Here is a 12,346-nt window from a genome sequence, read left to right as displayed (position 1 = left end):
AAGGAGTTATGTTTAGTTTATGATAGGGCTTTAAACCGCTGGAATTAACAATGTACTATTTATGGCAACAATTAGCTAACGTTTTTAGTTATATTGTTACCTTCATTGTTTGTATGTTACCTACTCAATTAGTTGCTTGTCCCATATGTAATACTGAAGTAGGGCAAACTGTACGGCAAGGTATTTTTAATTCACAATTTTTCTTTCATTTCTTTTATGCTTGTCTACCTTTTATTGTTTTGCTTGGAATTGTCTTTTTCGCTTATTTTAATGGTTTTACTCACTTTAAAAATAAATTACTCATCTTAAAAAGGAAATAAAATGACTAGCCTCGTACAGGGAAGGCAAACTTTGCTCGCCGCAGGCTTACTGCTTGGTATAGGGCTTGGGGGATTTTTTGATGGGATCGTATTTCATCAAATTTTACAAGCTCATAATATGCTATCGAACATCATTATTCCAAATACAGTAGCAAACATAGAAATCAATATGTTTTGGGACGGTGTATTTCATGCATTTACCTGGATTATGACTATTATAGGCTTATGGCTATTATGGAAATCATTTCAGGAAAAGAATCTACAGTCCGGTACTTATTTTTTTGGCGCCATTTTGGTTGGATTTGGTTGTTTCAATATTGTGGAAGGCATTATTGATCATCTTATCTTGCAACTTCACCATGTGATTCAGCGTACTAGCGCAGCAAATCAGCTTTATTCAGACATGGCCTTTTTAATTTCTGGCATTATTCTAGTAGCCATTGGTATCTGGTTAATGAAAAAGCAACCCATGATTTATAAGCAATAGGCTGTAATTTAGCGTTGATACTCTTTTGTGCCAGCGATAATTAATTTATAAACACGTTCAGAAATGACACCTTCCTCAAATTTTTGCTTAGCATCTTCAGTCATTAATTGGCCGCGTTGGCGGACAAGCCGTCGAGTTGATGAGGTCACATCATTCGGATCACCCGTTAATAAAATATCACGTGCTTCTTCATCAAAAATTAAATATTCGCGCAAAGCAACGCGTTTACCGTCAACGGTTGGAACTAATTTTTGCCAAATACAAAGCCTTATTGTTTCTAGAATATCAATGGTACGGCCTATCCGCTCTTCACCAGCGAAAGATGTGACTAAACGCCGCATAGTCTCTGCGACACCTGAGGTATGGAGGGTAGTATAGACAGGGTGCCCTGTTAAAGCAGCTTCAAGGGCCGCACTAATTGTTTCTGCATCACGACATTCGCCCACCATGATTAAACGTGGTTTACGACGCAGAGCATTACGTACGCCTTCAGCAAAGGTAGGTAGGTGACGTGGGATTTCTGATTGGCTGACTATCGCAGACACCGTTTCAATCTCATCGTAGACAAACTCTATTGGTGATTCATAAGTTAGTACTTTGCGATTAGATTCTTCATTTTCAATTAAATTGCGAATGATTGAAGCCAAAAGCGTTGATTTTCCTGAGCCAGTTGCACCTGTAATAAATACAATACCTTCTTGCGGGGCAATTGCTTCGATAATATTAGCCGGTAAGCCCATGGTTTCTAATCTAGGGGGGGTAGTAGGAATTGTTCTTAAGGTAATTTGAATAGCATCATGCCCTTCAACTAAACACGAGGTCCCATTAACACGATAACGGTAGCGTACGCCGCGGTTAGGGCGAAACTCGTAATGCGTATCAATGTCTTTTCCGGATAACAGCTGAGTTGTGGCATTTGGGCCATAGATTGCATTGATTAAGTCACCTAATTCGGTATTAGAAAGTGTACGGTTAGTAATTTTTATTAATCTGCCATAGACTTCAGCAAAAATAGGTGAACCAGTTTGGATAGTGATATCTGATGCACTTAATGTTTCTGCATGCTGCAGCATTTTATCCATAAATAATGGAGTAAAACGCGATGGCTCATCAGGCATTAAATTAATATTATTCATAATAATTCCAAAAACCTTAAAGTTGTTTAATTTGCTTTAGCCATTTTTAAAGTAAATTTCGTCAACTTAGTTAATTATAAATTTTAATATAGGCTATTTATTTATAGTAGATTAAGAATTTGTATTTTATGAATTTTTATAATTTAGCTATAAACTCTACTAGAAATAAATAAAAATCTAACTATTAAACTAGAAAAAGACACAGATAAATCAAGCTACTTATCAATGGGATTACAGTACATCATGATGCTTTAGTGATTTAGGAAATTATATCGCTTAAAATAGAGCCTAAATCCATAAAATTCAAATGTTCAACTAATAATATTATTTCTATTTATTATAGGAAACTTTAGCGAGAATAGGTTTTTTGCCAAACTGACTGGTAGTATTTCCTTAATGACAGTTTAGAAAGCAGCTTAATGTCTTAGCTGTAATTCATTTAATATTTTTTTTCATTTATTGGCGCAATAACTGGTTGCCATGCTCTACTGCTAATATTAATTTGCGCACTCTGAGCTAATTTTTCCATATTTTTAAAGTGTTCTAATGCATTTTCATCTTTAGCAACCGCTGCGCGCCATTCGTTACTATTGATATTTAAGCCTGGTAAAGCCGTAATACGCAGTACTCTATCATCAATATGGATTTCTGAAGCATCCCCTGTGACGCCTAATTCAGTACTCGCTACAAATGGGGCAGATACCATATTCATGGCTAGTAATTTTCGATACAAAATCATGCCTGTATAGTCTTCTTTAATGCGAGCAATGCTTTCTTCTAAAATTGTGTTTGCTTGCTCTATTCCATTTTTCCAACCGCGAGCAACGCAAGTACGCCACGCTTTTCTTTCCGCTTTTGTTTTAGGAAGCATGGCTAAATTAGGGGGATCAGGTTGTTTATAATCCATCCATAAATATTCACGCCAAGTAGGTGGAGTAGTAATAAAACGAGCTTGCTTTGCTAGCTTATATGTTCTATCGGATATACGTATTGTTTGAGTATCAGCTACATTAAGTGTGTTGCGCCCTTCAAGTAGAACAGGCGGTAAAATATTGTGAGCAAGTACTAAAGAATTAAAATCAAACACTGTATCTAGGACGCGGGCTTGTTTAGTCAGATGCTTGTTAATCATGTTAGCGCGGCAAGCAAGCCCTGCTTGTGCCCCAAGGCTTAATGCAATTTCACGCAGTGCCATTTCTCGCATGTTACTTGTGGCTCGATTCTTTTTCCCCTTGCTTTTTACATTAGCAAGAGCCTGTAAACCTGATAAGGAACCTGTGTCAGCAACATGAACAGATTGACGACAGGCTACTAAAAGCGCTAAACAAATTAATAATAAACTACGAGTAAATTTTGGCATAACGCAATTCAACAACCTGACTGTTAGGATAAACACGTAAATAAGCTTTTTTTCCTGCTTGGTAATCAATATTCCTTAAAATTTCTGCAAGGCTTTGGTCTTTTACATTAAGGCTGATTAAGACGGGCACTGACGGCTCTTTGCCTAAAACGCGTAAACGATAATGCCCTGCTAAAGCAACCCGGGCTGTTAATTCCTCAATAGGCCCTGACCAATCTATGGAAGCTTTTGCTTGTAGATTATAAGCGCTTGGAATAGTAAGCGTATTATCTTTTGATGATGGGATAATAACTTTTTCTACTTTAGCCATTTCAAGCATAGAGTCGCTGATAGACGATGCCGCCTCAGCTAATTTAATCGTAGCATCATCACTTGGCTCGTTAAGTGGCGGTTTCATGAGTGCTACGCCACCACGACATCCGCTAAGCAGAATGCAGGTAATGAGGAGCACAGTAAGCGTCTTATTCATCTTATGCTTTAAAATCGATAGATAGTAAATGATTGAAACAGGACCGTAGCCCCTTTGTCAAGCCTACTTACTTAAGTCATACAAGTTTTTCATAAAGTGCATAATAGACTTGACCGGCTTTACGAGATTTTCGCTCAGACCATAGCAATTGGTCAAGCATCATTTTTTGGGCTGATTCAACATAAACCAGCCCTCCAGGTCGTAGACTTTGACCTTGAATGATGATGTCTAAGCATTCCAAGAGGCAATTACTAGCAAAGGGTGGGTCTAAAAAAATAATATCTACAGGTTCCTTCATGGTTTTTAAAAATTTACGGGCATCAAGATTAATTACCTTTAAGATAGAGCTATTAAAAGATAAAGAATTTTTTTGTAAGCTAGCAAAAGCCACTGGAGATGATTCAATTAAAGTCACGGCGGCCGCTCCTCGTGAAAATGCTTCAAAACCTAGCGCGCCACTGCCAGCAAACGCATCCAGGCAATGGGCATTATGGATATCATGCATTAGCCAATTAAATAAGGTTTCTCTAACCCGATCAGGCGTTGGCCTGAGTCCTGTAAGATCAGGAAAGTATAGCTTTTTACTGCGATACTTTCCGCCAATGATCCGTATACATTGCTTCATGCTTTTCCTACAGAAACAACCAGCATCTTATTTGGCTTAAGGATATCATCAAATGCTTGCTTAATATCTTTTGTTGTTACCGCGTCTATGTGAGCTGTATAGTTATCTAAGTAATCATCAGGTAATTTATAAAAAGCGATTCGCAATAGCATGCTCGCGATATTACTATTACTTGCTAGAGACAAAGGAAAACTACCAATCATGTATTGCTTTGCTGCTGCTAGTTCTTCTTCGGTAGGACCTGTTTTTAAAAAGTCAGTTAAAACATCTTCTGTTACTTTTAAGGCAGTTGAGGCTTGGTCATTTACCGTAGATAAGTTGATTACGAAAGGCCCAAGTCCCGGCATAGGTATGAATTGGCTAACAACACCATAGGTTAACCCCCGTTTTTCTCTAACCTCATTGGCCAATCGTGATACTAAAACACCCCCGCCTAGCGTATAGTTACCCACCATAATTGGAAAGTAATTAGGATTAGCGTGATCAATTCCAATTTGTCCCAGCCTTATTATTGTTTGGGAAGAAGGATAATTAATGGTTACTTTCTCTTGTGCATTGAGAGGTGGCGCTTTTGGAAGAGTAAGCGCAGGCGCTCCTCCAGGTAAGCCAGAGGTTAATTGCTCAGCTAATTTATGTGCTTTTTCTGTATCGATGGCGCCAACTAAAACAACCGTGGCATTTTGATTGGTAAAATAGCGCCTATAAAAATCACGCACTTGATTTAAATTAATTGCTTTAACTGTTTGCTCCGTTCCTAACGTCGGGTGAGCATAAGGGTGGTTGCCATAAAGCTTATTAAAAAAAGCAATATTTGCTACCTCATCAGGCGACTCTTGTTGTTGTGCGATCGCTATAAGTTGTCGGCTTTTTTCACGATTGAAAGCATCTTGTTTAAAAAGGGGTTTATTTATAATCGCTGCTAACGCTTCTGTTGCAGACGTAAGAGCCTCTTCTTTGGTGAGTGTCTTAAGTTGCATCACAATCATATCGCGTGTTGCCTCAGCATTATATTGCGCGCCTGTATCTGCGATTTTTTCAGCAAGCTGTGTGGCGTCGTAATTACCCGCACCCTGATCTAGTAAATCAGTTGTTAACGAACTTAAGCCAAAGTGAGGGCCATCGTAAGCAGAGCCGGCAGCAAAGGCGATATTAATCGTGAGCATTGGTACTTCCATGGCTTGATAAAAAACAACCTGGGCTCCTTTTGTTGTTTTCCAACGTTCAATCTTAAAGGGTGCTGCATAGAGCACATCATATTGAAAAGAAAGTAATAAAAAAAATAAAATAAATTTCGATTTCATTTTTATCCCTTAGGCTGCGTTAGAGGAAGTAGATGTGCCTCTGTTAAAGAGCGATTATTGAAATACTGTTTAGCAACCTGCTGTATTTGCGCGGGCGTGATTGAGTTAATATTATCCGTATAAGCGGCGGCTGCTTGCCAGCCTAAGCCAATCGTTTCCAGTAATCCAAGCTCCATCGCTTGACCAAAAATTGAATCTTTCTCAAACGTTTTCTGGGCAATGATTTGGGTTTTAATGCGTTTTAATTCAGTATCACTGACTGGCTCATCCTGCAACTTTTTTATCTCTTTAACCATAGAGGTCTTAAGTTCAGGCAAGGTATGTGTTTGTGATGGGGTACCAAAAAGTATAAATTGAGTTTGATAACGAGCGTAAAGATTATAATAAACGTTGGCACTGTTTGCTATGTGGGTGCCACGAATTAAATTCTTAGCAAAGCGCGAGCTTTCACCTGCATCAAGTATACCGGCAATAATCTCTAAAGCATAAGGTTCCCACTGTACTTTTGCAGTCTTTAAGCTGGGTGCATTATAGCCAAACATTAACATAGGGAGTTTGGCTGGTGCATGAATTTCAACTAGCTTAGGACCCAGTGTAGGTGGCTCAGTCTGTGCTTTGCGAATAAAAGAAGGTTTTTTAGGAATTTGATTAAAGTATACTTTCGCTAAATCATAAACTTTTTTAGCATCTACATCACCAACTACAACTAGGGTGGCATTGTTCGGGGCGTAAAAACTTTGATACCACGCTTTGGCATCTTCTATTTTTAACTGTTTTAAATCTTCCATCCAACCAATAATAGGATGGTGATAAGGGTCTGTTAAGTGTGCAGCAGCTAAAAAGCGCTCAAATAATAGGGCCTGCGGATTATCATCAGTACGTTGTCTTCTTTCTTCTTGGATCACTTTCATTTCTTTAGCAAACTCGTTTTTATCTAATAAAAGATTTTGCATACGGTCTGCTTCAAGCTCAAAGCTAATTGGCAATTGCGATGCCGCCAGTTTTTCAAAATAGGCTGTATAATCATAATTGGTAAAGGCATTTTCTTGACCACCAACAGCCGCAATTGTTTTCGAAAACACACCTAAAGGATATTTAGCTGTGCCTTTAAACATAATATGTTCCAAGGCATGAGAGACCCCCGTGATGCCGCCGGGTTCATCTGCTGAGCCAACGTTATACCACATCATGGATACAGCAACAGGTGCTCGATGATCCTCTTTCACTATAATTTTTAAGCCATTATCTAGGGTAAATTTTTGTACCTCAGCAGCAGCTACACAAGAAAATAATAAAAAAGCAATCGTTAATACTACACGCATAGATTAACTCTCTAGTAAAAAAGGTGATAGAATTCCATATTTCCTTTAATTTGTATACCTATGATTAAGTGGTTTAAAAGAAATCAAGACGTTTCTCCTAAAACAACAGAGCCTCTTCAAGAGACAACGATACCTTTAGAAGAGCCCGAATTAATACAACAGGAAGACAGTGAAGTCGGATCTTTGCCTGAGATTGAGCCATCTTCTGAAAGTGAGGGCGAGGGGACTACATCTAAGCTCGGCTTTTATGCCCGCTTCAAACAAGGCTTAAGTAAAACTAGGCAACAGCTCGGTGAGGGCATTGGCCGTATTTTACTTGGTAAAAAAATACTTGATGAAACGATTGTTGAGGACTTAGAAGCATTACTTTTGCGCGCTGATTTAGGTATTAATACGACACAAGATATTTTAAATAAATTAAGTGAAGGTATGGCTAGAAAGCAGTTAATTGATGGAGAAGCTGTTTTTAAAGCTCTCAAAGACCGCTTGCAAGCCATATTAATTAACAATACTGCCCCTTTATCGTTACAGACTGAAGATAAGTCTCCTTTTGTTATTTTAATGGTTGGGGTAAATGGCGCAGGTAAAACGACTACTATTGGTAAATTAGCCAAGCAATACCAGCAACAAGGTAAAAAGGTTATGTTAGCCGCGGGTGATACGTTTCGAGCTGCCGCAGTACAGCAGTTACAGGTCTGGGGAGAACGTAATCAAATACCGGTCATTGCGCAACACTCAGGTGCTGATAGTGCGTCTGTTATTTACGATGCATTGCAAGCTGCCAAAGCGCGGGGTATTGATATTTTAATTGCAGATACAGCAGGTCGTTTGCATACTCAAAATAATTTAATGGAAGAACTTAAAAAAGTGAAACGAGTTATGCAAAAAATTAATCCTAACGCGCCTCACGAAACCATGTTAATTTTAGATGCAAGTATCGGACAAAATGCGCTTAATCAAGCGCGTGAATTCCATCAGGCCGTTGGCTTAACAGGCATTACCATGACTAAGCTCGATGGTACTGCAAGAGGTGGAATTCTCTTTGCTATTGCTAATGAATTAGCGATACCATTTCGTTATATAGGCATTGGCGAAGGCATAGACGATTTACGTCCTTTTGAAGCTACGCACTTTGTTAAGGCAATTTTCAATGATGATTAAATTTAATCAGGTCAGTAAGCGCTATCCTGGTGGATTTGAAGCGTTAAGTCAGATTAATTTCGTCTTAGGAAAAGGAGAAATGGCTTTTATTACCGGTCATTCAGGAGCCGGAAAGAGTACGTTATTAAAATTAATTGCTAAACTTGAGTCGCCTTCATCTGGTCAATTAATAGTGAATGATGTTGATGTAAATCAGCTAAAAAAACGTGATATTGCAGCTTACCGCAGTCGCTTAGGTATTACCTTTCAATCACCTTATTTGCTCCATGATCGTTCCGTGTTTGACAATGTGGTATTGCCGTTACAAATTCAAGGCATGCCGCCTATGATGACGGCTAAGCGCGTGCATGCTGCATTAGATATGGTTGGCTTATTAAGTAAGGAAAAAATGCTACCCATTCATTTGTCTGCCGGCGAGCAACAGCGTGTGGGTATTGCGCGGGCAGTAGTACATAAACCTGCCTTATTACTTGCTGATGAACCAACGGGTAATTTAGATCCAAGTTTATCTACTGAAATTATGAAAATTTTTGATCAATTTAATCAAGTAGGTGTTAGTATTTTAGTTGCAACCCATGACTTAGCTCTAATTGCAGGTATGAAGCATCGAATTGTTATGTTGAAAGAAGGGCGAATATGTTAAAAAAGCTAAAAGCGCTTATTTCTTATCATCTACAAGCAGCCACGTTCAGTTTTAGTGCGCTATACCGCACGCCTTTAGCAACTATGCTAACCGTAATTGTCATAGCGATTACTTTAACACTACCATCGTTATTTTGGGTTATAACGGATAATTTAAAGCAATTAACCGCAAATTTGCAGGGAAGCGGCCATATTTCTTTATACCTTAAAACGTCTTTATCTAGCAAAGAAGAAAACGATAGCTTAATACAAGTGCGTGCACTTGATGGGGTTGGACATGCTAATTTAAAAACGAAAGCCCAAGGGTTAGCTGAGCTGGAACAGCAAGAGGGCATGCGCGAAATTATGCATTCTTTAGCTGAAAATCCTTTGCCTGCAGTGATTGAAGTGGTGCCAGCGCCAACGATAAATGATCCATTAAAAATCAATCAGCTTTTTGAACGTTTAAAGTCTTTACCGCAAGTTGAGCAAGCAAAGCTTGATATGCAATGGATAACTAGACTACATGCTATTTTAGGATTTGTCGGTAAAATAGCACATGCTATAATAATATTATTAGCTTTAGCAGTCGTATTAATCATTGGGAATAGTTTACGTTTAGCACTCCATAATCGTAAGGGAGAGGTGCAACTCTTAAAGCTAATTGGTGCTACTGATGCCTTCATTCTTAGACCATTTCTTTATACTGGTATTTGGTATGGTATGTTAGGCGCCATCTTTGCGGTATTTTTTATTAATATTTTTATGTTAAGCGTAGCTATTGCAGTTCGGGAATTATCATCTGCGTATCATATGCACTACCCATTACTCGGACTCTCGGTAAGGCAAGCTTATCTTATCGTATTTGCCGCAATTTTTTTAGGCTGGCTAGGAGCAAGGCTCACTATCAAGAGACAATTGTCTTCCATTGAGCCCTATACTTAGTCTATAATTCTATCCGGCTTGAGGATTATTATTAAGCGCTGGCTAAGATGTTATAATTAATTAAAGGTTAATGTAGCATAATTGGCTTATGATTTTATAAGAAAAAGAAGCTAAAAGCGTTGTATCTGTCATTAATATTACCTGTTATGAAGTAGATAACTGGAGGACGTTATGAATAAGCAGCTGCAGTTGGCATCATTAACTCTACCAATAGGCAGTTTAGATGCCTATATCCATCGTGTTAATCAAATTCCAATGCTTTCTGCTGAAGAAGAATATCACTATGCTGAGCGTTTTCAGAGCGAAGGCGATCTTGAAAGTGCTCGTAGCTTAGTACTTGCTCACCTACGTTATGTAGTACGTGTGGCTCGTGGTTATTTGGGTTATGGTTTACCACTTAGTGATTTAATTCAAGAAGGCAATGTGGGATTAATGAAAGCAGTTAAGCGCTTTGATCCTAAATTGGGCGTGCGTTTAGTTTCTTTTGCAGTCCATTGGATTAAAGCTGAAATCCATGAATTTGTCTTACGTAACTGGCGAATTGTTAAAATAGCAACGACAAAAGCCCAGCGTAAATTATTCTTCAATTTAAGACAAATGAAAACCCGTTTAGGCTGGTTTAATAGCGAAGAAGTAGATGCCGTTGCCGAAGATTTAGGCGTTAGCCGTGATGAAGTCATGCTGATGGAGCAGCGCTTAAATGCCATGGATACCTCCTATGATACGCCAGTGTCTTCTGAAGAAGATGATGCTTATAAAATGCCATCTCATTTCTTACATGATACTGCTAGTGATCCTGCTCATTTAATCGAGCTAGAACGTAGTGGTGAGCAGGGGCGAGATAACTTATTTGCGGCCCTTGAACAACTTGATGAACGCAGTCAAGATATCTTACAGCAGCGATGGTTGGTTGACGATAGTAAAGCGACCTTACATGATTTAGCTAGCAAATATGGTGTATCAGCAGAAAGAGTACGCCAGCTTGAAAAGAATGCTATGAAAAAGCTACGCCGTTACTTGGAAGAAATAGCTTAATTAAAGCTCTTAATGAAGAGCACCGCCTTATCGTAGCCTTGATGAAGCAAAGCGTAATCAAGGTTTTGTAAGCCATATTTTTCTATAAAACCTTGATTACGCTTTGCTTCATCAAGGCTACAGCCCTCTATAATATTTTGACTATATATAACAAGTTTTAAATACAGGGCTTTTATTAAATAAAATTAAGAATAAACCTATTTTTTATAAGAGAGATAGCATTCATTTTTAGTGAATGCTACTTCTATTAATTTATCACAAGCTTGTTAATTAGCTGCTTTAAAAATGAGGAATATAAGATAAGTCATTATTTAATAGTTGCAAGCTAACTACCAACTAACCTATTTTCACTAAATCTCTGATTAAGCTCATCTACTACGGCTTTTGACTGTTTGTAGAAAAGATGTGATTTTGATTCCATAAGACTTCGTAATTCACTGTAATTTGTTTTTAAATTCCAGGACTTAATTGCTTCCAATTCCATTTTTCCTTCCAAAATATTGCTTAAGCTTGCGCAAATTGGTCTAATGAGCTTTATTTCTTCTGGTGTTAGCGGTTTTATAACAGTGACTTCGAGTGATTCACATATACCCCTTTTCTCTTCATAATCACTTAAAATCTGATTTAAGCTATTATATAGCTCTTGGTTTAACAAAGACTCTATACTATTAAACTCATAGAGCTTTTGAATTAAAGTAAGTAGTGGATAAGACAAGTCATTGAGAAGCATTCCGCGAATTAAAGTATTTTTCTCGGCATGATAAAGTTTTTCTATTCTGCCCATGATATCAATAAAATAAGGCGTTGATTGCTGAAGCTTAATTTGGGCGTTAAGCCGTTGTTTAATTTGATCAAAAATATTTTCACAACCCAAATGGACACATTTATTTTCCTCAATCCATTTTACTAGTTGCTCAAGGCAATCTAATGATAGTAGACGCTCGTCTAATAACTTAGGTAACTCATGCTCATTCCAACATTTACTGTAAAAGCTTAATCTCTGACTCAAGCACTCCTCACGAAAATAAGGGCTAGATCTAAAACCAGCATAATTAATTATGGCGATAATCTCATTTGCAGATGGAAAATATCTTTGAATCATTTGAAAATAGATTTCTAGATGTTGAAGTTCAAAAAAAGAATGTCTAAAAAATAATTCACTTGCAGATTTGCCATTTTTATTTTTTAAAGTTGGATCAGCGCCTAGACGTATTAATAACTCTAAGTCATCAAGAAATGTGGGGCCGCGATAATTAGTATAGTAAAAATGGCCTGAGTAGCCTGTACTATTAATAAACTTACCTTCTGGGTTACTTTTATGAAAGTAAGGGTTATAGTAATTCTCTGTTATATGTATTGCCATAGTATGCAAAACTGTATTACCTAACTCATCTTGTTCATTAATATCTAAGCCGTTGTCCCTAATTAAATTTTGAATAGCCATACCGTGATTAATATCTCTATTTTTCGATAGAAATACATTATGTAATGCACTCATTTACTTCCTTAAATAAATTATAAAAAGTTATTTTATATTTTTATCTAGTTAAATTAATAGGAAAAT

The 12,346-nt window shown here is 37.7% G+C and carries 13 protein-coding genes; 6 read left to right on the top strand and 7 right to left on the bottom strand.

Annotated elements, in window-relative coordinates:
* Nucleotides 1–50 precede the first annotated feature (50 nt).
* Together DYE47_RS11985 and DYE47_RS11980 are read left to right on the top strand one after the other, a co-directional pair.
* Nucleotides 51–320, top strand: a complete 270-nt coding sequence (locus tag DYE47_RS11985) for a hypothetical protein (RefSeq protein WP_115303505.1) — start codon at nucleotides 51–53, stop codon at nucleotides 318–320.
* A gap of 1 nt (nucleotide 321) precedes the next feature.
* Nucleotides 322–807: a DUF2243 domain-containing protein gene (locus DYE47_RS11980; protein WP_115303504.1), complete on the top strand. Its 486-nt coding sequence runs from the start codon at nucleotides 322–324 to the stop codon at nucleotides 805–807.
* Nucleotides 808–815: 8 nt separating this feature from the next.
* Here DYE47_RS11980 and dotB read toward each other — a convergent pair whose 3' ends face one another.
* From dotB to DYE47_RS11950, 6 genes are all read right to left on the bottom strand, one after another.
* Nucleotides 816–1,925, bottom strand: a complete 1,110-nt coding sequence (gene dotB / locus DYE47_RS11975; RefSeq protein ID WP_115304082.1) for a Dot/Icm type IV secretion system ATPase DotB — start codon at nucleotides 1,923–1,925, stop codon at nucleotides 816–818.
* Nucleotides 1,926–2,382: 457 nt separating this feature from the next.
* Nucleotides 2,383–3,303: a type IV secretion system DotC family protein gene (locus DYE47_RS11970; protein ID WP_115303503.1), complete on the bottom strand. Its 921-nt coding sequence runs from the start codon at nucleotides 3,301–3,303 to the stop codon at nucleotides 2,383–2,385.
* Complete coding sequence (gene dotD / locus DYE47_RS11965; RefSeq protein ID WP_115303502.1) at nucleotides 3,284–3,772, bottom strand: type IVB secretion system lipoprotein DotD; 489 nt, start codon at nucleotides 3,770–3,772, stop codon at nucleotides 3,284–3,286. The genes DYE47_RS11970 and dotD overlap by 20 nt, the downstream gene beginning before the upstream one ends.
* Before the next feature lie 76 nt (nucleotides 3,773–3,848).
* Nucleotides 3,849–4,397 carry a 16S rRNA (guanine(966)-N(2))-methyltransferase RsmD gene (gene rsmD, locus DYE47_RS11960; protein ID WP_115303501.1) on the bottom strand — a complete coding sequence of 183 codons (549 nt, stop codon included), beginning with the start codon at nucleotides 4,395–4,397 and terminating at the stop codon, nucleotides 3,849–3,851.
* Nucleotides 4,394–5,704, bottom strand: coding sequence for a M16 family metallopeptidase (locus tag DYE47_RS11955; RefSeq protein WP_423202358.1), 1,311 nt, complete (start codon nucleotides 5,702–5,704; stop codon nucleotides 4,394–4,396). The genes rsmD and DYE47_RS11955 overlap by 4 nt, the downstream gene beginning before the upstream one ends.
* Entirely contained in the window at nucleotides 5,701–7,020 is a 1,320-nt protein-coding gene (locus tag DYE47_RS11950; RefSeq protein WP_115303499.1) for a M16 family metallopeptidase, read from the bottom strand. The genes DYE47_RS11955 and DYE47_RS11950 overlap by 4 nt, the downstream gene beginning before the upstream one ends.
* 60 nt (nucleotides 7,021–7,080) lie before the next feature.
* Between DYE47_RS11950 and ftsY the strand changes: the two genes are divergently transcribed.
* The 4 genes from ftsY (at nucleotide 7,081) to rpoH (ending at nucleotide 10,782) form a co-directional block, all read left to right on the top strand.
* Nucleotides 7,081–8,181 (top strand): signal recognition particle-docking protein FtsY, encoded by a 1,101-nt coding sequence (gene ftsY / locus DYE47_RS11945; RefSeq protein ID WP_115303498.1) that lies wholly within the window; start codon nucleotides 7,081–7,083, stop codon nucleotides 8,179–8,181.
* Nucleotides 8,174–8,824, top strand: coding sequence for a cell division ATP-binding protein FtsE (ftsE, locus tag DYE47_RS11940; protein ID WP_115304081.1), 651 nt, complete (start codon nucleotides 8,174–8,176; stop codon nucleotides 8,822–8,824). The genes ftsY and ftsE overlap by 8 nt, the downstream gene beginning before the upstream one ends.
* Complete coding sequence (gene ftsX / locus DYE47_RS11935; protein WP_115303497.1) at nucleotides 8,818–9,747, top strand: permease-like cell division protein FtsX; 930 nt, start codon at nucleotides 8,818–8,820, stop codon at nucleotides 9,745–9,747. Before ftsE ends, ftsX begins: the two co-directional genes overlap by 7 nt.
* A gap of 171 nt (nucleotides 9,748–9,918) precedes the next feature.
* Nucleotides 9,919–10,782 carry an RNA polymerase sigma factor RpoH gene (rpoH, locus tag DYE47_RS11930; RefSeq protein ID WP_115303496.1) on the top strand — a complete coding sequence of 288 codons (864 nt, stop codon included), beginning with the start codon at nucleotides 9,919–9,921 and terminating at the stop codon, nucleotides 10,780–10,782.
* A 325-nt stretch (nucleotides 10,783–11,107) separates the two neighbouring features.
* On the opposite strand, the gene DYE47_RS11925 is transcribed toward rpoH, so the two are convergent.
* Nucleotides 11,108–12,280 (bottom strand): hypothetical protein, encoded by a 1,173-nt coding sequence (locus tag DYE47_RS11925; RefSeq protein ID WP_115303495.1) that lies wholly within the window; start codon nucleotides 12,278–12,280, stop codon nucleotides 11,108–11,110.
* Nucleotides 12,281–12,346 lie beyond the last annotated feature (66 nt).

It is taken from the genome of Legionella beliardensis, from assembly GCF_900452395.1.
GTDB classification, from domain to species: Bacteria; Pseudomonadota; Gammaproteobacteria; order Legionellales; family Legionellaceae; genus Legionella_C; species Legionella_C beliardensis.
Note: the sequence above shows the minus strand (reverse complement) of the source record. Positions and strands in the feature narration are given on the sequence as shown.